This is a genomic window from Flavobacterium sediminilitoris (genome assembly GCF_023008245.1).
Classification (GTDB): domain Bacteria; phylum Bacteroidota; class Bacteroidia; order Flavobacteriales; family Flavobacteriaceae; genus Flavobacterium; species Flavobacterium sediminilitoris.
The window spans coordinates 3,782,864-3,806,454 of record NZ_CP090145.1 but is presented as its reverse complement, the minus strand read 5'-3'; the positions used below and the strand labels follow the sequence as shown (position 1 = coordinate 3,806,454).

Here is a 23,591-nt window from a genome sequence, read left to right as displayed (position 1 = left end):
AGTGGGAGAAATCTAGAAGAATTCTTCAAACTTGAAAGACTTCAAATATAAAAACATGGCAATAAAGATAACTGACGAATGTATTAATTGTGGTGCATGTGAACCAGAATGTCCTAATACAGCAATATATGAAGGTGCAGACGATTGGAGATATAAAGATGGAACTAAATTATTAGGGAAGATTATCTTGCCTGACGGAACAGAAATTGATTCTGATGCTGCGCAAACTCCATTGTCTGATGACGTGTATTATATTGTACCAGGAAAATGTACAGAATGTAAAGGTTTTCATGAAGAGCCTCAATGTGCTGCGGTTTGTCCTGTAGACTGTTGTGTGCCAGATGAAGATCATGTTGAATCAGAAGAAACATTGCTTAATAGGCAATCGTTTTTACATAACGAATAATTTATTCCCTTCTAAAAGAAGGGATTTTTTTATATGCTAAAAAAGAAAATTCCGTTTAATATTGTTTTTGCATTTTTATTTTTAGGGTGTTTATCAACTAATTTTATCTGTAAAACATATACCTACATTGTTTCAACTAAATATGAAGGTAAAATCATCGATTTTAGCGGACCTTATACAACCATTTATCCTATTATAGAAATACTAGATGAAAATAATAATAAACAAATTCTTAAAAATGAGGAATGGTTTTATTTTTTTCAGGATGACCAGTTAAAATGGTATGAAAAAGACCTTAATAAAAGAGTAACAGTATTATATAATAAATCTAGAGGACGTTATGAATATGTTACGTTTTTAAACTATTGGATTACCATACGAGACCTATTAATTTGGTTTTGTGTTCTTTTTTTTGGTGTCATTTTTATTGAGATATTTCAAATTGTAATTTTTAGAGATTAGTTTAAAAATTTAAAAAATATTTCACCTGTTTTTTAGTTTGCTTCATTTCAACCATAATATAAGGCCTTTTACCGTTAGGCTTTGGTTAGTTAGTTTAATATTTGTTAAATTTGTTAAAATTGTTATTTAGAATGAGAAAAATATTATTACTTATTTTAGTTTTCTGTTCTTTAAATTGTTTATCGCAAGAAAAAGAAATTATTGTAGAGTTTATAGATACTGATACTCAGTTGCCTGTAGAAGAGGTTACTGTAACAGCATTAAGAACTAAAGAGAACTATGTGTCAAACGCAAATGGGATTGTCAAAATTAAATTAGAAAGACCATCTTATTTAGAAATAAATCACTCCTCTTACAAAAAAGTAGTTGTAAAATCTGTTTCATTGAAAGATGAGATAAATACTGTCTATTTGGAAAGTACTGTTAATAAATTACCTGAAATAATTTTAACTAAAGATCATCCTCAGGATATTTTGAAAGCAATCGTGGAAAATTCAAGAGCAAAATTAACGATTCCTTCAAATTTAAGAATTTATATAAGAGAATTTTTTAAACGTAATGGTTCAAATGTTTTGTATAATGATGGATTAGTCAATTTTCAAATAGAAAAAGATAAATCTACTGTAAAAACAGACATTTTAATTGAACAAAATAGAATATTAGGTTTTTTAGATGAAAGCTCAGATAAAGATATTTATGGCTATAATCTAAATGATTTAATGGAAAATTATTATCAATTTAAATATTTAGAAGAAATTCTAAGTACTAAAGTAAAAGAGAAGTATGATTTTCAAATTAAATCATATCCTGAAAATGATGGATATTATCAATTAATTATTAAACCACTAGAAGAAGAAAAAGGTTTTTTGTTTAATTATACGATACTTTATGATTATAATAAAAGGATTATTATTGAGATAGATAATTTTATTTCTCCTGAGCGAGCAGAACAAAATGCTAACTATTCAATATCTAGTAGAAAAAACATATATAAGTCTGGTTTTAAAACTACATATAGAGTAAAAGGGAATGAATATTATTTAATATATGCTAAAGAAGAAATAGGGTATTTGTCTAAAAAGAATGATGAGATTGTAAAAACAGAAATCAGAAATTATTTTGTAACATCAAAGTTTAGTACAAGATTATTTACTTATGATCCAAAAGAAGTATTTAAGGAAAAAACACTTTTAAATAGAGCAAATACAATTCTTACGGACTTTTGGAATATAGACTCAGGGTTGATTTTAACGCAAGAAGAACAAGATTTTATAGATAGTTTATCTTCAACGATAAAGTAATTTTACTCATATAAAAAAAGGGTTAGTTGAAAAACTAACCCTTTTTTTGATTTTATAGTATCTTATTCTACAATAAGTTTCGCAGTAAAAAGTTTTCTAGAATGTATTTTAATAATGTAAACACCTTTTGGTAAATCTTGGGTTAATAATGAATATTTATTGTTATTTACATTTTTAGTTGCATATAATAATTGCCCTTCAGTATTGAATAATTCGATAGCATCAATGGGATAATCACATTGAATGAAAGTTTGTTTATTATTATTTGTAGGATTTGGATATAACTTAATTCCATTATCGATTTTAAATCCTTCATTTTTTAAAGGAGATACTATTTCAAATGTAACTCGATTGGAAACTTCATCATAAGAATCATTAGTAAACATTACGATAAAATAATTTCCTTCTTCAGTAGGCATATTTTGACTTTCAATTTCTGCGTTTCCATTTGCAAGACCTTCAAAGTATTGGTAACTAATTAAAGGTTGAATATTAGGATCATCGTTTTCATTATAAATTCCTAACCAATCTTTTACAATACCAGGAGCATCAGTCCATGAAGCATTAATTTGTTCTCCTAGTTCATAAACAGGTTTGTTAATCCAAAGTTCAGTAACAATATCACCTACTTTAAAGAATGCTTTATTTCCGATAGCATTAAAACCTCCTTGTAGATAATAAGCAGCATAATAATATCCTTTTGGTAAGTTGTTAAAAGTTAACGAACCATTTGTGCTAGTTACATATTCCCAAGTAGTCGATGGTGCATCACCTGCATCAATTCCCATTTTATAAATACCAATCCAATCATTAGATAAATTTGGTGCATTTGAAAAAGAAACAACAACATCACTTCCTATTGCATATTCTGTTTCATCGGTGCTTAGAACAGGAATGTCTCCAACATAAAAATATACTCTTTCGGCAACTTCTGTATAACCATCATTAATAAAAAGTGCTACATAATATCTTCCGCTAGTTGCTAATCCTGATGAAAAATTAATGGTTCCACTAGATGTTCCATTTGTATATTGCCATATTTGAGATCCTACTCCTCCTGGAGTTTGCCCATCTTTGTAAATGCCAATCCAAGTATTACTTGCAGCAGGAGCATTTATATAATTAACATTAATAGTTTGATTAACATTATAAGTATTCGTAGGGCTATCTATAGATAAAGAAGTTTCTCCAATATTACTATTTATAACCTCAAAAGATACGGCATCGCTCCAATCTGACCATTCTAGATTTTGATCTCTATATCTTAATTTAGCATAGTAAATGCCATTGTCTATTGAGTTTGAAAGGATTTCCATTTTAGTAATATCAACACCTAAGTTTACATCGACAGTAGAATCTCTTTGTGTAGCATATTTACCAAATAGGTTTTCAAAATCACGATATGATTCTTTTTCAATTACATTAAAATCAGGAAATTTAGAAATTACAAATTGAGAAGTGTTTAATAACTCAGGTTCGTTTGTAGAAAATGCACTACCATCTAAAGTAATAGGTAATTCAATAGGAGTTGAAAAAGTATTTGTAATTGATGGTTTATTAGGTTTTGTTTTATTTTTATATCTGTGAAATTTATCCATTAACTGGTTGTTTTTCCACTTATAAATACTACCTATTGAATAACTTTCAATATCCATTTTACCATTAATAACATCAATATCTACAATTTGATACATCCAGTTACTTATTGTTTTTTGAACATCTTCAAAATCTTTTTCGGTAGACATTGACCAGTATTGATCCCAAGCTGTTCCACCTGAAATAATATTGTAAGTTGGTGTGTTTTTTAATTGTCCTCTATGATATAAGTGATGATGAGCTCCAACATGCATAATGTATTTGTCAGAAGTAGTTAAAAGCGGAACGGCTGTTTCTCTTACCCAGTTTGATATGTCTCCTACATATTGTTCTGCTTGATAAGGACGATGACTTAATGAAAATATCCAATCAACAGTTGAATCGCTATCAGCGGCAGTTAATACTTGTTGTATCCAATTTAATTGATCCGTTCCAGTATGTTCAGAACTCATACTTATAAAAAGCACATTTCCTGCTTGTTGTGCATAATAATTTTCTGAATTTGAAGAAATGCCTTGATATGATAATTCACTCATGAAGAAATGACTATAATATGAATTCATTCCAAGAGTTCCATACGTTTCATGATTTCCTACAGTTGTTTGAATAGGTAAATAACCAGATAACTCTCTATTCTTTTTAAAGTGTACATGTTCATAATGATCTAAAGTTCCAACATCAACTTGATCTCCAACCATAAATGTCATTGAAATATTATCATCTGGAGATAATGTTGCTCCCCATTTTTCTTTAATTTTTCTTTTTGCAGCAGAAACCAAAGAATCATATCGAGGTTCGTTTTTTAATTGATTATCTCCCATTATTAAAAAACGAATATGACCATCAGCAGTAGCAGCTTCACCAGGATTTGGCAATGTTTTAAAAGAGTAAACATCAGAAACATCACTACCTGTCTTAATCTTGTAATAATATTTTGTGTTAGGATTCAAATTTGTCAGTTTAGCAGAATGATAATAGTAGTTACCAGGATAACCCACATCTGTTAAAATATTTGTGTTTCCTGTTACTGTCACAGTTAAACTCGATGAATCAGTGCCATATTCAACAATTGTTTCTGAATTATTGCTTGTTTTCCAGTTGATATAAATTGAAGTAGGAGTTGCATTTTGCAAATAGGGGTAAAGTGTTTGTGAACTTACCAAGTTACAAATAGTAAGGCTTAGAAATAGAAGAAAGTTTTTCATAAAAATATATTTGATTATTATTTTTATGCAAAATTATTAGTCAAAAAAAATATCATGTATGCATAGCATTAAGCTTGAAATGATTTTAGTTAATAAAATGTTAAGAATGTTAAATAAAAAGGTTCTTCGTAAAGAAGAACCTTTTTTATAACCAAGTTATTTAAACTAACCAACTAAACTAAACCTTTTTATTTGTTTTCAACCATATATTTTTCCATAATCATACTGTCTGTTTTTGGATCGTATGTTTCTAAAACTAAATTTCCACTTTCATCAAAATATCCAACAGAAACTTTGTTTTTATTTCTAAAAATATAACTGTTATTCGATGTTTTTCTTAAAACACCACTTGCCTTCTTTTTGTCGTTATTCAAAATTAAATACCCCGATTTATCGGCTTTTATCTCATATTTTACACCGTCTAAATTGTAATATGCCGAATGATCAACATCAATGTATTTTGTCTGTCCGTCAACAATTACCTGCTTTGTTGTAGTAACATTAACAGGAGTTGGTTTCATATCTTTATTCGTTTTAGGAGAGTTTGGGTTTTCAAATTCAATTTTTTGAACTTCTTTTACTTCTTCTTTTTTTACAATTGTTTTTTCGCCTTTCGAGTCTTTAATTGTTGTTTTAACAATTTTTTCTTCCGATTTTACATTTTTATTTTGAGAATACATTCCTATTGTAAATAAAAATGTTAATGTGCTTAAAAATAAAGTTTTCATAATTATAGATTTTTAGATTATTACTATGACAAAGTTAAGTTGCAATTCAAGGTATTGTGTTATATCATTTTATTAGACTTTTATATAATTTACATTTAGAACTTATTTGGTTAAAATTTTATTCCAATTGACTATATTTGCAGACTTTAAAAAAAAGACATTAACCGTTAACCTAAAGTGTTAACCGTAAACTTATAAGAATGAAAGCAGGAATTGTAGGATTGCCAAATGTTGGAAAATCAACACTTTTTAATTGTTTATCAAATGCAAAAGCGCAAAGTGCTAACTTTCCGTTTTGTACTATTGAACCTAATATTGGAGTGGTAAATGTGCCTGATCCAAGAATTTCTCGTTTGGAAGAATTGGTAAAGCCAGAACGTGTTCAAATGGCAACTGTTGATATTGTTGATATTGCTGGATTAGTAAAAGGAGCAAGTAAAGGAGAAGGATTAGGGAATCAATTTTTAGGTAATATTAGAGAATGTAATGCTATTATTCATGTATTACGTTGTTTTGATAATGATAATATTGTGCACGTTGATGGAAATGTAAACCCTATTCGTGATAAAGAAACAATTGATATTGAATTACAATTAAAAGATTTAGAAACAGTTGAAAAACGTTTAGAAAAAACAAATAGAGCAGCTAAAACAGGAAATAAAGAAGCACAAGCTGAAAAAGCCTTATTGGACAGAATTCGTGAAACTTTATTGCAAGGAAAATCAGCTCGTACCGTTGTTGCACAAAATCAAGATGAAGAAGAATTAATGGAAGAATTCCAATTAATCACTTTAAAACCTGTATTATATGTTTGTAATGTAGACGAAGCTTCTGCTGTTAACGGAAACAAATATGTAGAACAAGTTCGTGAATTGGTTAAAGATGAAAATGCGGAAGTAATTGTGCTTTCAGTTGGAGCTGAAGCTGATATTACTGAATTAGAAAGCTATGAAGAACGTCAAGTTTTTCTAGAAGATATGGGATTAACGGAGCCAGGATCGGCAGTATTAATTCGTGCAGCATATAAGTTATTAAACTTACAAACTTATTTTACTGCGGGTGTTAAAGAAGTTAGAGCTTGGACTATTAAAATTGGCGATACTGCACCAAAAGCAGCTGGAGTTATCCATACCGATTTCGAAAAAGGATTTATTCGTGCTGAGGTAATTGCTTTTGAAGATTTCTCTAACTTTGGTTCAGAAGCAAAAGTTAAAGAAGCAGGTAAATTACGCGTTGAAGGAAAAGAGTATATCGTGAAAGATGGTGATGTAATGCACTTTAGATTTAACGTTTAATTTTTGATTTTAATAGTATTAAAATAATAATGAAAATTATTGTAAAAAATATTTTACAAATCAAATTATACACTATTTTTGGTGAAAATATAAAAAAATGAAAAAAAGTAAAAATCTAGTAGTTAGTGTATTAAAAGTAGTAGTATTAAGCGTATTATTATTTAATGTAGGTTGTTCTAAAGAATCTGAAGTAGAAGCAGTTGCTGAGAAATTTTTAACGCATTTGAATAAATTTGAATTTAAAGAAGCTAAAGAATATTGCGACGATAAAACAGCTCCTATGATAGGAATGTTAGAAAGTTTTGCTGCTATGGCAAAAGATTTACCAAAAGAAGAAGAAGCTACATTTAAAATTATAGGTTCTGAAATTAAAGATGATGTAGCAACAGTTACTTATAATCAAACAAAAGAAGGACAAACAAAAGAAGAGAAATTGATTTTGAAAAAAATCGATGGAAAATGGAAAGTATCTATGAACAAAGAAGATGCTAATAAAGAAGATGGTAAAGTTCCTTCAGAAGAAATGTTAGAAACAGAAACTATAGAAGAAGATACTACAACAGTTGAAGATGCAACTATTGAGTTAGATACTATAAGCTAGTATTTTTTTAAAATTATATTTAAAATTCCGAAAATAAAAGTGCCTTATGAAAAAAATGCTTTTTATTTTCGGAATTTTTCTTTTAATAACAATGGTAAGCTATAAGCTGTTTTTTTATTTTGATAGCAGAGAAGAAATAAATCAAGTTAATAAAAATAAAAAACAAATACGCTTAACAACTTCTGATATTGAAAAACTACAAGAAGGAGATATTATTTTAAGACGCGGTTATGGTTATTTTAGCGATATGATTGCAAGTCATTTAAATACCAAAGGCTTTGATGTGACACACGCTGGAATTTTAACGAAAAAAAAGAACGAATGGTATGTTATTCATTCTCTTTCATCAGATGTTTCAGAAATTGATGGTATGCAAATTCAGAAATTAACCGATTTTTTAAAATATTCTCAGCCTAATAAAATTGTTGTAAGTCGATTTAAAAATATTACTTCAGGACAGCAACACCAGATAGTTGTTGAAGCACAAAAATTACTCAATTTAAAAATTCCATTTGATCATAAAGGTGATATTGAAGATGCTTCCAAAATGTACTGTACAGAAATGATTTGGTATATTTTAGAAAATAAACTTAAACTGGCTCAAATTCCTCAAAAAAAAGAAGAAAGAGAAACTTTTTTTTACTCCATGAAATGCATGTATGACTTGTCTTATTTTAATTTGGTAATTAATAAATACCACTAATTAAAACTTTTTTCCTAAATTAGTTTATAGATTTAAATATTAAAAGAAATAAAAGTTTTTAATTTAAATAATGAAAAATGAGAATAGTACTATTTTGTTTTTTCTTTTTTAGTTTATTTACTTTCTCCCAAGAAAAGAAAGTGGTTGACTTATTAAATAAGCAACTTATGAAAGAAATTAAAAAATTCTCAGATGAAGATTCTTTGAAAATAATTCAACCTTTTCACGTAGATGAAAGTAAAAAACTAGTTCTCGAAGTTGAAAAATATAATAGTTATAGCGAGCAATGGGAAGTAATTAAAGCCGAAGTACCATTAGATAAAATATCAGGTTTTATTAGAGATATCAATGTTATTTTTGAAACAGAATATAAAGATGTTTCGGAAACTATTACCACTTATAATGAAAAAAGAGAACTTTTAACGACTAATACACGCAATACCAATATGTTTTTTACTCAAATTAGTAAAGAAAACAATATTAAATCTTTTAGGAATGCAGTACTAAAGGCTTTTAAAAGAGCAGGTTTTTCAATAAATTCTGAGTTTTGGGCTAATTAATTACAGGAAATGAAACTATTCAAAAGCACAAAAAAATACTCTATGAAATGCATACATAATTTGTCTTGTGTTAAAAATCATATAAGTTATTAATCTGCTAATTATAAAATTCTAGTTTCAAAATTTTTCCATATTACAGCAATTATAAAGCTCAATAACAAGAAAATAATTTTGTTTTTTATGGCAAATGTTTTACTTTTTTGAAATAGAATTTTTATTACTTCTTTCATGTGTGTAAAATTGAAAGCCATTAATAGAAAAAGTAAAACTTGATATAAAATTGCACTTTTGAAAGCACCATGATTAACATCATAAATAAAATCTTGTATAATAATGTTAAAAAGAATGGTTGATAAAAGAAGGCATCCAAATAGTCGAGTTTTAGCAAAGAGTAAGCTAATTGCTCCAATAACTTGAAAAACACCAATTATGATAGGATAAGTTAGAGAATAACCATAAAAAGCCCACATTAAATCTTGTCCAGAAATGGTACTTAAATCAACTACTTCAGATACTTTTCTAAATTGAATTGATTTAGAAGCTCCGTATGCGAACATTGAGATAGAAACAATGAAAATAGAGATCCAATGGATTACAAATAATAGTTTATCTTTCATAATTTAGTTTTTAATTAAGGAGTCTTTTTTAGATTTATGATATTCCTGAAATTTATTTTATAGAATTAATGTTACGTTTTAGAGAGACGAATAAGCATTTTTTTTGTTACGTTATTTTTCTAAAAAATACGTAGTTTTGAGATTGATTTGTGAAAATTATTTTGATTTATGAAAAGACTTTTAAAATTAACACTGAAAATAGTATTAGGACTTTTAGTTTTTTTATTGCTTTATGCTATCGTTATTTTCTTTACGTCTATAGTTTCAGTAAACGAAAATAATGAAGTTACAAATAAAAATATTCCGATCTATATCCTTTCCAACGGAGTACATACAGACATTGTTTTACCATTGAAAAACGAAATAAAAGATTGGTCAACTGATATTTCATATTTAGATACCAAAGCAAAAGATTCCACTAGACAAAGTCTGGCTTTTGGTTGGGGAGATAAAGGATTTTATTTAGACACACCTACTTGGGCTGATTTAAAAGCTTCTACAGCAGCAAAAGCCGTTACAGGATTGAGTTCGTCTGCGATGCATATTACTTTTTATGGCAGTCTAAAAGAAGATGAGAATTGTAAAAAGTTCTTTATTTCTGAAAATCAATATCAAAAAATGATACATTATATTGAGAATAGCTTTTTATTAGACACTTCAAATAAAATACAACGCATTGGAACCCATTCCTATGGCAAACACGACATTTTCTACGAAGCGAAAGGCAGTTATAATTTGTTTTATACTTGCAATACTTGGGCAAACCAAGCCTTAAAAGCAGGAAACCAAAAAGCAGCACTTTGGACGGTTTTAGATAAAGGAATTTTTTGGCATTATAACTAAATTAGTCTTTCTTATATTCTAAAATATCACCTGGTTGGCATTCTAAAACCTTGCAAATCATTTCTAATGTATTAAAGCGAATGGCTTTTGCTTTTCCGGTTTTTAAAATTGACAAATTTGACAATGTTAAACCAACTTTTTCTGATAGTTCGTTTAATGACATTTTTCGTTTAGCCATCATTACATCTAGGTTTACAATAATTGCCATAATTTAAACGGTTAAGTCATTTTCATCTTGAATTTCTGTACCTTTTTGCATGATTACTGCAATTATATAAATTAAACCAGCAAAAAATATAATTTCATTTGCATTCCATTCAATGCTTAGTTTTTGGATTGTTTTACTTATCCATTTAAAATTAGAATTTGCAACAGCTCCAAAAATTCCTGTAATAAAGACCCATAAACTAATGTCAAAAACAAATTTTGTTGTTTCAGTTGTAAAAGGTTTTTCAAATTTTAATATAGTAAACAACTTAACTACTTTGTAAGCGATAAATGTTTTTAAGAAATTCATGATAATATAAGAAGTCATAATGATATGATATTGCACAACATCTTTAGTTAAAATTTTATTTAAGTCTATAGGTTTGTATAGCTTAAAATTAGCGGTTTCAGTAATAAATAAACTTGCTAAATAACTGCATAATAAAACGCCTGTTTCTATGCATAAGGCAATAAACACTATCCAAAAAAGTACATTCATGATAGTTAAAATAGTTTTTGAAGATTTTGTATTCATATTGAATTACTTTTAAAATTTATTCAAAAAAAAAAAATATTTATTACAAAACAATAAATTTTATTTTTTTATTTGTTATTTTTATTGTCAATAACTTCTGGTTTCAATACTTTCATTCTTTTAAGATAAATGCTATATTGCACAAAATCCGAAATCTGTTTATGCTAGAGCAAAATCAATACACCGAAGACAATATTCGTTCACTCGACTGGAAAGAGCATATCCGTATGCGTCCAGGAATGTACATTGGAAAACTTGGAGACGGTTCCTCACCAGATGATGGAATTTATATTCTATTAAAAGAGGTGATGGACAACTGTATCGATGAATTCGTTATGGGTGCTGGAAAAACCATCGAAGTAACGATTAAAGATAAACTAGTTACCGTTCGCGATTATGGTCGTGGTATTCCATTAGGGAAAGTAGTAGATGTGGTTTCCAAAATGAACACAGGAGGAAAGTACGATTCTAAAGCTTTTAAAAAATCAGTAGGTTTAAATGGAGTAGGTACCAAAGCAGTTAATGCACTTTCAAATTTTTTCCGTGTAGAATCGGTTCGTGATAACCAACAAAAAGCAGCAGAATTTTCCGCAGGAAATCTTACAATTGAAGAAGACGTAATAGAAACTACCAAGCGCAAAGGAACAAAAGTATCTTTCGTTGCAGATGAAACCATCTTTAAAAACTATAAGTATCGTAATGAGTACATCATTAAAATGCTTAAAAACTATTGTTACTTAAATCGTGGTTTGACGATTTATTACAATGGTGAAAAATATGTTTCTGAAAATGGATTAAAAGATTTATTAGACGAAAATATTTCAGAAGAAGATATGGTATATCCAATCATTCACTTAGAAGGTGATGATATTGAAGTAGCTATAACACATAGTAAAACACAATATTCAGAAGAATATCATTCGTTTGTAAACGGACAAAACACAACGCAAGGAGGAACACACTTAAGTGCTTTTCGTGAAGCTATTGTAAGAGCAATAAAAGAATTTTATAATAAGAATTTTGAAGCTTCTGATATACGTAAATCAATAGTTTCAGCAGTTTCGGTAAAAGTAGAAGAACCTGTTTTTGAATCGCAAACCAAAACCAAATTAGGTTCAACAGATATTGGACCAAATGGACCAACAGTTCGTACTTTTGTAAATGACTTTATCAAAACAAAATTAGATAACTTCTTACATAAAAATCCAGAAGTAGCTGATTTGTTATTGCGTAAGATTTTACAAGCAGAAAGAGAACGAAAAGAATTATCAGGTATTCGTAAATTAGCAAAAGACAGAGCTAAAAAAGCAAACTTACACAATAAAAAATTAAGAGATTGTAGAGTACATTTAGCAGATGTTAAGAATCCAAGAAGTCTAGAAAGTACACTTTTTATTACAGAAGGAGATTCGGCTTCTGGTTCGATTACGAAATCGCGTGATGTGAATACGCAAGCCGTTTTTAGTTTGCGTGGAAAGCCTTTGAACTCATATGGAATGTCTAAAAAGATTGTGTACGAAAATGAAGAGTTCAATTTATTACAAGCCGCTTTAAATATTGAAGAAGATATGGGTGATTTGCGTTACAACAACATTGTAATTGCAACCGATGCCGATGTCGATGGAATGCACATTCGATTGTTATTAATTACGTTTTTTTTACAGTTCTTTCCAGAATTAATTAAAGACGGACATTTGTATATTTTACAAACACCATTATTCCGTGTGCGAAATAAAAAAGAAACAATTTATTGTTATAGTGAAGAAGAAAGAGTAAGCGCTATTGAAAAATTAAAGCCAAAACCAGAAATTACACGATTCAAAGGGCTTGGAGAAATTTCACCAGACGAATTTAAATTCTTTATTGGCGATGATATCCGATTAGATCCAGTAATGCTAGACAAAGGAACAACCATTGAAAAATTATTAGAATTCTATATGGGTAAAAATACGCCAGATAGACAAGAATTCATCATAAATAATTTGAAAGTAGAATTAGATGTAATTGAAAAAGAATAGTTATTTAGAATTTATAATAGTTAAATTTGTAGCTAAATAAAGAAAAATAAAAAATGATAAATAAAATATCGTTTAAAAATTATAAACTTTTCAAAGAAAAGCAAACACTAGAAATTAAGCCAATTACAATATTAATAGGTAAAAATAATAGTGGAAAAAGTGCTGTGTTAAAGTTGCCAACTTTAATTGCTGGTAGTTTGAGTGGTGAATTTTCTCAACCTTTCGAGACGAAATATGAAGATGTAAGAATTGGATTAAATCCAGAGGACTTTTTTTATAATAGAGAAATTACGAATGACTCATTAAATTTTGAAGTATCACAAGGTGATAAATTATTAGTAAGTTGTTCAATAATAGGAGATATACATAACAATGTTAGATTAAGAACATTGAATTATAAGGGTAAAGATATTGATTTGAAAACTACAAAAGTAAAAGGGTTTATTCCTGAAGGAGAATCATTTGATGTATTTAGTTTTGATTATATAGAGGCTTTTAGAACAAAACCAGAACCTAATTTTCAAAAGAAAGCTTCTGAAATAAAAAAAGTGGGGATAAATGGAGAGAATTCTTATTCTTTGTATGCAAAATATTATGATGAACAAAATCCTATTTATAAGTCCATTAGTGAGTGGTATAGAGAGAATTTTGAAAACTGGAAGTTAGAAGTAAATCAAATTTCTGGATCAGTTGTTTCATATGAAATTGTTCTAAAAAATGGCACTAACAAACCAATAAATATTGTAAATACAGGTTCAGGAATTAGTCAATCATTTCCTCTTATTTTAAGGTCATTTATGCCAGTTGATGAACCTACATTGATTATAATGGAAGAACCTGAAACGCATTTGCATCCTGCTGCACATGGTAATTTGGCGGAAAGATTTGTTGATTCTTTTATAGAAGATAATAATAGAAATTATTTAATAGAAACACATTCACAAAATTTTGTTTTAAGAATGCGAAGATTAGTTGCGGAGGGCAAATTAAAACCTGAACAACTAGCTATTTATTATGTTGATTTTGATGAAGATTCAAACGAAAGTGTACTAATAAGAATAGTTTTAGATGAGTTTGGAAGAGTAGAATGGTGGCCAGAAGGAATATTTAGTGAAACATTGTCAGAGACAATAGGAATAAGGACTGCTCAATTAGATAATCCAAAATATGGTAATTGAAATTGATAAAAATGTTTTTAAAGAGAGAGATTTTAAAGGTTTAAATTTTTTTCTTCAATTGTGTACTTATAAAAACAGGTATGAAGTCTTTGCAGAAATAAACGAAGAATTGTTAAATTCAAATGGATACAAAAGACTTGATAATGATGACCAATTATTATTACGAGCTAATTATGATAGTTTAGCAACAAATCAATTAATTGAGTCAGATGTCTTTTTATCCCCAAAGTACATAGTTACAACAGAAATTTTAGAAGACAAAAATAAATTTACAATTGATGAAGCTATTCGTTTTTTTATCCAACCAATAAGTATTATTTTAGAAAACAGTAAAAATGATGCTTATTTTATTAATGCTATTTTTAAACATTTCTCTGATGATAACAGAATTGAGAATCATTTACAAAACAATTGGATTCAATTTGAAAATGCAGGTGGTTGCGATAATATTATTAATTTTATCGAAGGTAAAAAACAATCTTTTAATGCATTACCTAAAACGGATAAGAATAAATATTTAAGATGCTTTGTTTTAATGGATTCAGATAAATTACATCCATCTGATAAATTGAAAGGTAATAAATTAAAAACACTAAAACATTTAGTTGGTAATAATATTAGTCGTCATATATTAAGAAAAAGAAGTATAGAAAATTATGTCCCAATTGAAGCAATTTTAAATTTAGGAAGCAGCTATAATGCTTGGATTAATTTATATGGAGTTTTGTCAAATTTACAAAAAGATTATTTTAGTATTGAAAAAGGTTTATGTGGTTTAGATAATAATCAACAACCAAAAAAAACAAAACGGCAAATAAATCATGAAACAAATAGCTTATTTGATAATGTAATGACTGAGCCATTTAATGAGAATAAATTAATAAATGGGCTAAAGCATCAAGGATATGGTAATTTTAAAGAAAATTTTCCAAAATTATTTGAATTGGATGTTGTTAATAAAAATGCTTTAGATGCTAGGGTGAATTCAAATGAATTTGAAAAAATTATTCAAAAAATAAACAAATTACTATGAGCAAACTAGAAATAAGTACCAAAGTAAGACGTTTATCAAATTATTTGAATGAGTTTGAAGCAGGATTAATTCAGATTCCACCATTTCAAAGAGATTTTGTATGGAGTAATGAGAAAAAAAAGGATTTGCTAGACAGTTTAAAAAATGGATTTCCCATTGGTTCAGTTCTTTTTTGGAAACCAGATTCATCTGTTAAAAACGATTTAATAGATGAAGAAATTCAAATGATAGGAGGTTACTATTTAGAAAATACTAATTCGGAATTTCAATATATTTTAGATGGTTTTCAACGCTTATCAACTTTGTTTGGATGTTTTATTGATTCAAAAAAAACACATTTAAAGAGGGATGAAAAAATTTGGAAAACGAACTTTGATATTTATTATGATTTAAAAGAGGATAAGTTTGAATATAATAGAAAATCTAAAAATGATTTAGAGTTTTATCAAATACCTTTATATTTTTTTATAGATGGGTCGAATTTTTTTGATTTTACAGAGTCACTTGTTTCATTAGGATATTCAGAAGAAGATAAAAAGCTTTTTATTAATAGATATAAAAACTTTGGGTCTAAAATTTCAAGTTACGATATTCCAGCAATTGAATTGATTGGAGGATCAATAAAAGAAGCTGTTAATATTTTTTCTAGATTAAATTCAAGAGGAGAAATTGTTTCTGATGATTGGAAAGTATCAGCATTGAGTTATAATAAAGCTCGTAATTTTAGATTCGGTAGTGAAATAGATAAGCTTTTCGAAAGTTTAGCGAAATATAATTTTTATACTTCACAAAATGATAAAAAGAAAAAAAGAGATTTAGTTTTACAAAGTGTTTTAAGTGCTTTTGATGAAGAAAAAGCATATTTTGATATTGCAAAAACTACTGAGGAATTAGAAAAATTAGCTAGTGAAGATAATTTTATAGATGTATCTTTAAATGCTTTGTTAAACTTTGAAAAAACTGTAAAATTTCTTTTTGAAAATATATCTGTTTTAAACAGTAAGTTTATTTCTTCTCAATATCAATTAATCTTTATTATTAATTTTTTTAATAAAATAAATATTCCTAATAATATACAAATAAGCGAATTGAAAAAATGGTTTTGGATAACTTCTTATTCTAATTATTTTACTATTTATAATCTAGCTGATATAAGATTAGCTTATAAAAAATTTAATAACTTTATTCTAAATGAAAATGAAAATCCTATTTATATAGCTTACTCTATAAAACTACATACTAAGAGCTTTCCTAGAAAAATTAATTTTGGTAGTGCAAGAGGTAGTTCTTTAGCTCTTTTTATGGTAAATTATTCTATAAATAAGGATAATATTTTAAATGGAATATCAATAAATTCTAATGAGATAAAAGGAGTTGCAGAATATAAATTATTTAAAGATGAAAATGTGTCTGAGAATGTAGTTTTTGTAGTTGAAAAGAATGATGAGTTAAATAATCTAATTCAAAAAAACAAGGACCTTTCATTTCTTTTAAATCAAGAATATATAGGTCAATATTCTGAATTATTTATAACAGATGAAATGCGTGAAGCTTATGCTGATTTGGATGATAAAAAGGTTTTAGAATTAAGACTTAAACTTATTATGGAAAAAGAAGAACTATTTGTAAAGGAAGAATTAAATATTCTATATATAAAATAAAATCGATTTCACTACATGAAAGACGAAGAAGAAAATACAAACCCAGAAGAACAAGAATCAGGAAGTGAATCGCAAGAAACAGAAGGTTTTGATGATATAAAAACATCAGGACATCATTTCTATGAAAACAACGAAAATCCAGAAGATACGATTACAAAAGTAACTGGAATGTATAAGGATTGGTTTTTAGATTATGCTTCTTATGTAATATTAGAGCGTGCGGTTCCAGCGATTGAAGACGGTTTTAAACCTGTGCAACGTAGAATCATGCATTCCATGAAAGAACTAGATGATGGTCGTTACAACAAGGTGGCGAATATTGTTGGACACACCATGCAATATCATCCTCACGGTGATGCCAGTATTGGTGATGCAATGGTACAAATTGGGCAAAAAGACCTAATTATCGATATGCAAGGAAACTGGGGAAATATCCTTACAGGTGATAGCGCTGCGGCTTCTCGTTATATTGAAGCTCGTATTTCTAAGTTTGGTCATGATGTTTTATATTCTCCAAAAATTACCGAATGGGGAACTTCTTATGATGGTCGTCGTGCAGAACCTATAAATCTTCCTGTTAAATTCCCACTACTTTTAGCACAAGGAGCAGAAGGAATTGCCGTTGGTTTATCAACAAAAGTTTTACCACACAATTTCAATGAATTAATTGATTCATCAATAAAAATATTAAAAGGAAAACCATTTACTTTATATCCAGATTTCCCAACTGCCGGTATTGCAGATGTGTCTAATTATAATGATGGATTACGTGGTGGTCGTGTACGTGTACGTGCCAAAATTTCTCAACTAGATAAATCTACTTTAGTTATTACTCAAATTCCGTTTTCAACAAATACTTCCTCTTTAATAGATAGTATTTTGAAAGCGAATGATAAAGGTAAAATCAAAGTTAAAAAAATTGAAGATAACACAGCAGCAGAAGTTGAAATCGTCATTCATTTACCATCTGGTGTTTCTCCAGATAAAACGATTGATGCATTGTATGCATTTACAGCATGTGAAACATCTATTGCTCCTTTAGGGTGTGTTATTGAAAACAATAAGCCATTGTTTATTGGCGTTTCTGATATGTTGAAAATTTCAACAAACAGAACAGTCAATTTATTAAAACGTGAACTAGAAATTCAATTAGACGAATTAGAAAACAAATGGCACTTTTCAACTTTAGAAAAAATATTCATTCGTGAAGAAATGTATATTGACTTTAAATTATATAGCGATAGAGAAAGTCTTTACGAATATTTATACAAAAAATTTGAACCATTTAAAAAATTATTAGTTCGTGATATTCACGATGACGATTTGCAAAAATTAACGCAAATCCCTATGATTCGTATTACTCGTTTCGATTCCGATAAAGCCGATGACGCTATTGCGAAATTAGAAGCAGAAATGGAACAAGTAAAACACGATTTGGCAAATATCATTGATTATACCATTACTTTTTTTACTAAACTAAAAGAAAAATATGGAAAAGGACGTGAACGTCAAACAGAATTAAGAAGCTTCGATACTATTGAAGCAACAAAAGTAGCATTAAGAAATACAAAATTATACGTTAATAAGATAGAAGGCTTCCTTGGAACTGGACTTAAAAAGGACGAATATGTAGCAGATTGTTCTGATATTGATGATGTTATTGTCTTTTTAAGAGATGGACGAATGGTTGTTACAAAAGTTGATGATAAAAAATTTATAGGTAAAGACATTATTCATGTGGCAATTTTTGATAAAAACGATAAGAGAACCATTTATAATGTCATATATAGAGATGGAAAAAGTGGCGCAACCTTTGTAAAGCGTTTCAATGTTTCAGGTGTAACACGTGATAAAGAATATCATATTACACAAGAAAAACCAGGATCACAAATTCTTTATTTTTCTCACAATCCTAATGGAGAAGCTGAAGTGGTAACTATTTTGTTACGCCAAGTAGGCAGTATTAAAAAACTAAAATGGGATTTAGATTTTGCAGACATTTTAATAAAAGGTAGAGGATCCAAAGGGAATTCAGTTTCAAAATATCCAATTAAGAAAATTGAATTAAAAGAGAAAGGAATTTCAACGCTACGACCAAGAAAAATATGGTTTGATGAAACAGTTCAACGTTTAAATGTAGATGGAAGAGGAGAATTGTTAGGAGAATTCAAACCAAATGATAGATTGTTAATCATTAACCAATCAGGAAAATTAAAAACCATTATTCCAGAATTAACCACTCATTTTGATCAAGATATGGTGGTTTTAGAAAAATGGAAACCTAATAAACCCATTTCAGCTATTTATTTTGATGGTGAAAAGGAACGCTATTATGTAAAACGTTTTGTAATTGAAAATGAAAATAAAGAAGAAATTTTTATTACTGAACATGAGAAATCTCAATTAGAGATTGTTTCCACCGACTGGAAACCAATGGCTGAGGTTATTTTTGCCAAAGTAAAAGGAGTTCAAAAAGAAACTTTGCAAGTAAATCTAGAAGAATTTATTGCATTGAAAGGAATTAAAGCTTTGGGGAACCAATTAACGGCAGATAAAGTAAAACAAATTAACTTATTGGAACCACTTCCTTTTGAAGAACCAGTAGAACCTGAACCAGAAAAGATGGAAGTCACAGATGAAGAATCAGTTTCTGATGATGTAAAAACAGATTTAGATGATGATGGTCAAATCACTTTGTCTCTAGATTAAAAAAAAGTAAAAGGCTGTATCTTTTGATACAGCCTTTTACTTTTTTAGAATAAATCATAACTTGGAAAGGCAGAAACACTTTTAACCGCAGTTGAAATATCATTTAATAGTTTACTAAGATTATCATCATTGGATGGTGCATTATTAATGATTATTGCAATGCTATAACCATCACCAATTTCTGCCAACCATGATCTAGAACCTCCATGCGCTCCGTTGTGTCTTTGTTTATCACCTGAAATTGTCCAACCACAACCATAATTTGGTGATAAAGGAGTGTTTTGTGTTAGTATTGCATGTGTACTTGCCTTTATAATGTCAGTAGGAGGAGTACTTCCGTCTACTTTTCCTAAATACTTCACAAGATCAATAGGTCTGGCAACCCAACCACCAAAACCTGCCCATAATTGCATATTTTGTTTGGTTGCTGGAGTATAATGTGCTTCATTAGATTTTACACTACCATTAGCTAAACCAACATACATTCCTGATCCTACACCAGCTGGATTCAAGACATTTGTTCTGATAAAGTTTTCATAAGATTGACCACTTATTTGTTGAATTACTAGTGCTAAAATAAAATAACCAGTGTTGGAATAAGAATATTTTGTATTAGGATCAAATTTTAGTAAATCAGATGATTTTAACAACATTTTCATGGTGTCATCATAAGTTTTGTCTTTATTCCAAAATTCTGCTTCTCCATTGCATGATCTTAATCCTGAAGTATGATGTAATAATTGTGAAATTGTAATGTCATTTAGTTTCTTTTTATCAGATGGAGTAGCATATTTAGATCCTAAGATACTGTTTGGACCAAAGACTTTTTGATTCATACTAATCTTGTTTTGTTCCAAAAGTTTCATAATTCCAGCTGCAGTTACTGATTTTGATACACTCATTATTCTCATAGAATGATTGGGTGACATAATTTCATTTGTTGCTTTATCAGCATATCCATAAGATTTTGCAAAAACTAATCTTCCATTTTTAGTAACGGCAAAAGAATAACCATTTACTCCTTGTGTAGACATGTAGTTTTCAACAGCGTTATCCATTTTATTAATATCAGCAGATTTCATTACCTTATTAGTCCAAATAGCATTATAATTATCCGCTCCACTTGAAGCAAATGCATTTACAAAAACAGGTACATATCCTTGATAATATAAGTTGTCAAATGTATGTTGGTAGTTTTTTCTACTCAAACCATGTTTAGCCATTGCCAAAGGATATGTAGATTTTTCCCAAATAGCAGCATATAAATCAGTGCGCCCTTTTTGATAACCACTAACACATTTTAAATGATATCCTTTACTGGTAAAGTCATTAAAAGCTTTTTGGTAATCAGCTGAATTTAGATTATGCCTAGCTATTATAGAACCTGATTTCTTTTCCCAAAAAGCGGCAAAATATTCTGTTCCATTCACAACGTAGCCTGAAACTTGTTGTAATTGGTATCCCGCTTTGCTATTATCATTAAAAGCTTTTTGATAATCAGCAGCTGTCATATTATGCTTTGCTTTCCAAGTTCCTCCTGAGCTTTTATCCCAAACAGCAGCAAATTTTGCTTGATTTCCAACACCATATCCTGATAAACAAACAAGTCTGTATCCTTTGCTAACTTTATCATTGAAATCTTTTTGATACTCCGTAGATGACATTCCGTGTCTAGCAGCCCAAGCTGGTCCAGTTACCTTATTCCAGATTGCCGCATACAATTCTTTACCATTACTAGTATAGCCTGATAATGAAGTAACTCTATAACCCTTTGCACTTAGGTTGTTAAATTCGGTTTGATATTGAGCTGGTGTCATAGCATGTCTTGCAACAAATTGCGAAGACATTGTTCCAGTAATAAATAATAGTATTATTACTAGAATTTCTTTTTTAAATAATTGTTTCATTTTTTTTATTGTTAATTAGACTTTTTTAGGTATTTATTTTTATGAGACAAATGTAAACTCATATTTAATGCTAGGAAAGAGTACAAATACCTTTTATTAAGGGGGTATTCCCTTTTTTATTTGGTGTAGTTTATACTATAATTAGTGATAAATTACATTAAGTTTAGATTAATATTTTGCTTATCTTTAACAGACTTATATATTTTTTATTATACTTTTGTATCCTAATTATGACAAGATTTTTCTACATAGTGTTATTTGTAACTCTTGGATTCTTTTTGAGTCCAACAGAAGCCTATGCTTGCACTACAAAATCCACACAAAAAGAAAAATCTTGTTGTAAAGTAGAAAAATCTTTAGAAAAAGAGAAAAGTTGTTGTGATAAAACAAAATCAGAAAAAGAAGGATGTAATGGAAATTGTAACAATTCAAGTTGTAGTGTTTCCCTAGTTTTTTCAAGTATTTTATCAATTTATCCTTTTGAAATTAAAGAACCAACTTTAATTATTCAAGATAAAAGAACCAACTTTAGCTACTTAGAAAAACCTATCACTCTTGGTTTTTATGCTATTTGGTCTCCTCCTAAAATAGGTTAACTCCTTTTCATGACAGCCCATATTCTGTCAAAATTTGAGCATTTTTCTGCTCAACACTATCTATTTATTACAATTTAAAATTTTACTAATAAAAACAAATATCACTTATTTGTTTTTAAAATCTTATATAATGAAAAATTCATTAAAAATTTTCATGGTAGCATTCTCAATGTTATCATTCATCGCTTGCGATGCACAAATTAAAAATGCAAAAACAGCTACAGTTAAAATATCAGGAAACTGTGGAATGTGTAAATCTACAATAGAAAAAGCAGGAAACCTTAAAAAGGTAGCAAACGTAGATTGGAATAAAGAAACTAAAACAGCAGAAATTACTTTTGATTCAAAAAAAACAAATCAAGATGAAATTCTAAAAAGAATAGCACTTGCAGGTTATGATAATGAAAAATTTCTAGCGCCTAATGATGTGTATGATAATTTACACGGATGTTGTCAATACAATAGAGAATCAAAAGAAGTTGTAAAAGAAGAAAAGCACCACTCTGAAGAAAAAACAATGCAACAAGAAGATGGAAAATTAACCACTGTTTTTGAAAAATATTTCATATTAAAAGATGCTTTGGTTATGAGTGATGTATCTAAATCAACAACTATTTCTAATGAACTTATTGCAGCTATAAATGCAGTTGATATGAAAGTATTAGCAAATGATGTTCACATGGTTTGGATGAAAAAAAGGAACGCAATAGAAGAAACAACCAAAGCCATTTCGAGTTCAAAAGATATAGATAATCAACGTAAACAATTCATAACATTATCGAATGATATCTATGATATTATAAAAGTTTCAAAATTTCAATCGCCAATTTACATTCAACATTGTCCAATGGCAAATAATGGAAAAGGAGCAAATTGGTTAAGTAAAGAAAGTACAGTTAAAAATCCATATTATGGAAGCAAAATGCTTTCATGTGGAAAAGTAGTTGAAACAATAAAGTAATAGAATGAATAAAATAATGATCGTAGTATTTCTATTTTCAATAGGAATGCAAGCTCAAATAAAAATAGGAGATCAGTTACCTTCTTTTACGCTTAAAAATACTTTAAATCAAGAAGTTAATAGTAATGAGTTTAAAGGGAAATGGATATTATTTGACTTTTGGGCATCTTGGTGTGCACCATGTAGAATTGCAAATAAAAAGATGGTAAAATTATATGATGAAATAGATCATAATAAACTCGAAATCGTTGGCATATCCGTTGATAAAGACGAAGAAAAATGGAAAAAAGCCATTTTAAAAGATAAAATTAAATACGCACAACTTATAGATCCAAAAGGATTTAATGCAGAAACCGCACTTTTGTTTGGTGTTGAAGAACTTCCAACAACTTTTTTATTCAATTCAGAAGGGAAATTAATAGCAATAAACCCAACTGAAGAAGAAATAACTAATTATATAAAATAAGAA

Annotated in this window: 22 protein-coding genes; 16 read left to right on the top strand and 6 right to left on the bottom strand. The window is 28.6% G+C overall.

What is annotated here, in order from left to right; all coding sequences use genetic code 11:
* Positions 1 to 55: 55 nt before the first annotated feature.
* The 3 genes from LXD69_RS17470 to LXD69_RS17460 all read left to right on the top strand — a co-directional run bounded on the left by LXD69_RS17470 (position 56) and on the right by LXD69_RS17460 (position 2,169).
* Positions 56 to 406, top strand: coding sequence for a 4Fe-4S dicluster domain-containing protein (locus tag LXD69_RS17470; RefSeq protein WP_045972113.1), 351 nt, complete (start codon positions 56 to 58; stop codon positions 404 to 406).
* Positions 407 to 439: 33 nt separating this feature from the next.
* The gene (locus tag LXD69_RS17465; protein WP_246916350.1) at positions 440 to 868 is read left to right on the top strand and encodes a hypothetical protein; all 429 of its coding nucleotides are present in this window, start codon (positions 440 to 442) and stop codon (positions 866 to 868) included.
* A 131-nt stretch (positions 869 to 999) separates the two neighbouring features.
* Positions 1,000 to 2,169, top strand: coding sequence for a hypothetical protein (locus LXD69_RS17460; protein WP_045972118.1), 1,170 nt, complete (start codon positions 1,000 to 1,002; stop codon positions 2,167 to 2,169).
* Positions 2,170 to 2,231: 62 nt separating this feature from the next.
* Here LXD69_RS17460 and LXD69_RS17455 read toward each other — a convergent pair whose 3' ends face one another.
* Both LXD69_RS17455 and LXD69_RS17450 read right to left on the bottom strand, forming a co-directional pair.
* Positions 2,232 to 4,970, bottom strand: coding sequence for a fibronectin type III domain-containing protein (locus LXD69_RS17455; RefSeq protein WP_246916341.1), 2,739 nt, complete (start codon positions 4,968 to 4,970; stop codon positions 2,232 to 2,234).
* Positions 4,971 to 5,158: 188 nt separating this feature from the next.
* A complete protein-coding gene (locus tag LXD69_RS17450) occupies positions 5,159 to 5,698 on the bottom strand; it encodes a hypothetical protein (protein WP_045972122.1) in 540 nt (179 codons plus the stop codon).
* Positions 5,699 to 5,898: 200 nt separating this feature from the next.
* On the opposite strand from LXD69_RS17450, the gene ychF reads away from it, so the two are divergent.
* The 4 genes from ychF (at position 5,899) to LXD69_RS17430 (ending at position 8,857) form a co-directional block, all read left to right on the top strand.
* Positions 5,899 to 6,993, top strand: a complete 1,095-nt coding sequence (ychF, locus tag LXD69_RS17445) for a redox-regulated ATPase YchF (protein ID WP_045972124.1) — start codon at positions 5,899 to 5,901, stop codon at positions 6,991 to 6,993.
* A gap of 97 nt (positions 6,994 to 7,090) precedes the next feature.
* A complete protein-coding gene (locus LXD69_RS17440) occupies positions 7,091 to 7,594 on the top strand; it encodes a nuclear transport factor 2 family protein (RefSeq protein WP_045972126.1) in 504 nt (167 codons plus the stop codon).
* A gap of 46 nt (positions 7,595 to 7,640) precedes the next feature.
* Positions 7,641 to 8,297, top strand: coding sequence for a YiiX/YebB-like N1pC/P60 family cysteine hydrolase (locus LXD69_RS17435; RefSeq protein WP_246916339.1), 657 nt, complete (start codon positions 7,641 to 7,643; stop codon positions 8,295 to 8,297).
* Between the two features lie 167 nt (positions 8,298 to 8,464).
* Positions 8,465 to 8,857, top strand: a complete 393-nt coding sequence (locus LXD69_RS17430; protein ID WP_246916338.1) for a hypothetical protein — start codon at positions 8,465 to 8,467, stop codon at positions 8,855 to 8,857.
* A gap of 101 nt (positions 8,858 to 8,958) precedes the next feature.
* Here LXD69_RS17430 and LXD69_RS17425 read toward each other — a convergent pair whose 3' ends face one another.
* Positions 8,959 to 9,474, bottom strand: coding sequence for a hypothetical protein (locus tag LXD69_RS17425; RefSeq protein ID WP_246916336.1), 516 nt, complete (start codon positions 9,472 to 9,474; stop codon positions 8,959 to 8,961).
* A 168-nt stretch (positions 9,475 to 9,642) separates the two neighbouring features.
* Here LXD69_RS17425 and LXD69_RS17420 point away from each other — a divergent pair, with 168 nt between their 5' ends.
* Positions 9,643 to 10,317, top strand: a complete 675-nt coding sequence (locus LXD69_RS17420; protein ID WP_246916334.1) for a TIGR02117 family protein — start codon at positions 9,643 to 9,645, stop codon at positions 10,315 to 10,317.
* A 1-nt stretch (position 10,318) separates the two neighbouring features.
* Here the strand turns inward: LXD69_RS17420 and LXD69_RS17415 are convergent, their stop codons facing one another.
* Positions 10,319 to 10,525, bottom strand: coding sequence for a helix-turn-helix domain-containing protein (locus LXD69_RS17415; protein WP_045972134.1), 207 nt, complete (start codon positions 10,523 to 10,525; stop codon positions 10,319 to 10,321).
* Positions 10,526 to 10,528: 3 nt separating this feature from the next.
* Complete coding sequence (locus LXD69_RS17410; protein ID WP_246916332.1) at positions 10,529 to 11,059, bottom strand: hypothetical protein; 531 nt, start codon at positions 11,057 to 11,059, stop codon at positions 10,529 to 10,531.
* Between the two features lie 161 nt (positions 11,060 to 11,220).
* On the opposite strand from LXD69_RS17410, the gene LXD69_RS17405 reads away from it, so the two are divergent.
* From LXD69_RS17405 to LXD69_RS17385, 5 genes are read left to right on the top strand one after another with little or no spacing between them, the layout of a single operon-like run.
* Positions 11,221 to 13,077, top strand: a complete 1,857-nt coding sequence (locus LXD69_RS17405; RefSeq protein WP_246916330.1) for a DNA topoisomerase IV subunit B — start codon at positions 11,221 to 11,223, stop codon at positions 13,075 to 13,077.
* Positions 13,078 to 13,130: 53 nt separating this feature from the next.
* On the top strand, positions 13,131 to 14,255 hold the full coding sequence (locus LXD69_RS17400; protein WP_246916327.1) for an AAA family ATPase: 1,125 nt from the start codon (positions 13,131 to 13,133) through the stop codon (positions 14,253 to 14,255).
* Positions 14,245 to 15,288 carry a hypothetical protein gene (locus tag LXD69_RS17395; protein WP_246916325.1) on the top strand — a complete coding sequence of 348 codons (1,044 nt, stop codon included), beginning with the start codon at positions 14,245 to 14,247 and terminating at the stop codon, positions 15,286 to 15,288. Before LXD69_RS17400 ends, LXD69_RS17395 begins: the two co-directional genes overlap by 11 nt.
* The gene (locus LXD69_RS17390; protein WP_246916323.1) at positions 15,285 to 16,949 is read left to right on the top strand and encodes a DUF262 domain-containing protein; all 1,665 of its coding nucleotides are present in this window, start codon (positions 15,285 to 15,287) and stop codon (positions 16,947 to 16,949) included. The genes LXD69_RS17395 and LXD69_RS17390 overlap by 4 nt, the downstream gene beginning before the upstream one ends.
* A gap of 15 nt (positions 16,950 to 16,964) precedes the next feature.
* A complete protein-coding gene (locus LXD69_RS17385) occupies positions 16,965 to 19,658 on the top strand; it encodes a DNA gyrase/topoisomerase IV subunit A (protein ID WP_246916321.1) in 2,694 nt (897 codons plus the stop codon).
* 44 nt (positions 19,659 to 19,702) lie between these two features.
* On the opposite strand, the gene LXD69_RS17380 is transcribed toward LXD69_RS17385, so the two are convergent.
* A complete protein-coding gene (locus LXD69_RS17380; protein ID WP_246916319.1) occupies positions 19,703 to 21,565 on the bottom strand; it encodes a serine hydrolase in 1,863 nt (620 codons plus the stop codon).
* Positions 21,566 to 21,795: 230 nt separating this feature from the next.
* Here LXD69_RS17380 and LXD69_RS17375 point away from each other — a divergent pair, with 230 nt between their 5' ends.
* The 3 genes from LXD69_RS17375 (at position 21,796) to LXD69_RS17365 (ending at position 23,588) form a co-directional block, all read left to right on the top strand.
* Entirely contained in the window at positions 21,796 to 22,161 is a 366-nt protein-coding gene (locus tag LXD69_RS17375; RefSeq protein WP_246916317.1) for a hypothetical protein, read from the top strand.
* A gap of 130 nt (positions 22,162 to 22,291) precedes the next feature.
* Positions 22,292 to 23,122 (top strand): DUF3347 domain-containing protein, encoded by an 831-nt coding sequence (locus tag LXD69_RS17370; protein WP_246916315.1) that lies wholly within the window; start codon positions 22,292 to 22,294, stop codon positions 23,120 to 23,122.
* Positions 23,123 to 23,126: 4 nt separating this feature from the next.
* Positions 23,127 to 23,588 carry a TlpA family protein disulfide reductase gene (locus LXD69_RS17365; protein WP_246916313.1) on the top strand — a complete coding sequence of 154 codons (462 nt, stop codon included), beginning with the start codon at positions 23,127 to 23,129 and terminating at the stop codon, positions 23,586 to 23,588.
* Positions 23,589 to 23,591: the final 3 nt, after the last annotated feature.

Bases quoted from the DNA above. Each gene is read 5' to 3' on its own strand.
- LXD69_RS17365 (WP_246916313.1), top strand. From the start codon at position 23,127: ATGAATAAAATAATGATCGTAGTATTTCTATTTTCAATAGGAATGCAA.
- LXD69_RS17460 (WP_045972118.1), top strand. From the start codon at position 1,000: ATGAGAAAAATATTATTACTTATTTTAGTTTTCTGTTCTTTAAATTGT.
- ychF (WP_045972124.1), top strand. From the start codon at position 5,899: ATGAAAGCAGGAATTGTAGGATTGCCAAATGTTGGAAAATCAACACTT.
- LXD69_RS17440 (WP_045972126.1), top strand. From the start codon at position 7,091: ATGAAAAAAAGTAAAAATCTAGTAGTTAGTGTATTAAAAGTAGTAGTA.
- LXD69_RS17375 (WP_246916317.1), top strand. From the start codon at position 21,796: ATGACAAGATTTTTCTACATAGTGTTATTTGTAACTCTTGGATTCTTT.
- LXD69_RS17450 (WP_045972122.1), bottom strand. From the start codon at position 5,698: ATGAAAACTTTATTTTTAAGCACATTAACATTTTTATTTACAATAGGA.
- LXD69_RS17370 (WP_246916315.1), top strand. From the start codon at position 22,292: ATGAAAAATTCATTAAAAATTTTCATGGTAGCATTCTCAATGTTATCA.
- LXD69_RS17395 (WP_246916325.1), top strand. From the start codon at position 14,245: ATGGTAATTGAAATTGATAAAAATGTTTTTAAAGAGAGAGATTTTAAA.
- LXD69_RS17410 (WP_246916332.1), bottom strand. From the start codon at position 11,059: ATGAATACAAAATCTTCAAAAACTATTTTAACTATCATGAATGTACTT.
- LXD69_RS17405 (WP_246916330.1), top strand. From the start codon at position 11,221: ATGCTAGAGCAAAATCAATACACCGAAGACAATATTCGTTCACTCGAC.
- LXD69_RS17425 (WP_246916336.1), bottom strand. From the start codon at position 9,474: ATGAAAGATAAACTATTATTTGTAATCCATTGGATCTCTATTTTCATT.
- LXD69_RS17455 (WP_246916341.1), bottom strand. From the start codon at position 4,970: ATGAAAAACTTTCTTCTATTTCTAAGCCTTACTATTTGTAACTTGGTA.
- LXD69_RS17380 (WP_246916319.1), bottom strand. From the start codon at position 21,565: ATGAAACAATTATTTAAAAAAGAAATTCTAGTAATAATACTATTATTT.
- LXD69_RS17465 (WP_246916350.1), top strand. From the start codon at position 440: ATGCTAAAAAAGAAAATTCCGTTTAATATTGTTTTTGCATTTTTATTT.
- LXD69_RS17415 (WP_045972134.1), bottom strand. From the start codon at position 10,525: ATGGCAATTATTGTAAACCTAGATGTAATGATGGCTAAACGAAAAATG.
- LXD69_RS17420 (WP_246916334.1), top strand. From the start codon at position 9,643: ATGAAAAGACTTTTAAAATTAACACTGAAAATAGTATTAGGACTTTTA.
- LXD69_RS17470 (WP_045972113.1), top strand. From the start codon at position 56: ATGGCAATAAAGATAACTGACGAATGTATTAATTGTGGTGCATGTGAA.
- LXD69_RS17400 (WP_246916327.1), top strand. From the start codon at position 13,131: ATGATAAATAAAATATCGTTTAAAAATTATAAACTTTTCAAAGAAAAG.
- LXD69_RS17435 (WP_246916339.1), top strand. From the start codon at position 7,641: ATGAAAAAAATGCTTTTTATTTTCGGAATTTTTCTTTTAATAACAATG.
- LXD69_RS17430 (WP_246916338.1), top strand. From the start codon at position 8,465: ATGAAAGAAATTAAAAAATTCTCAGATGAAGATTCTTTGAAAATAATT.
- LXD69_RS17390 (WP_246916323.1), top strand. From the start codon at position 15,285: ATGAGCAAACTAGAAATAAGTACCAAAGTAAGACGTTTATCAAATTAT.
- LXD69_RS17385 (WP_246916321.1), top strand. From the start codon at position 16,965: ATGAAAGACGAAGAAGAAAATACAAACCCAGAAGAACAAGAATCAGGA.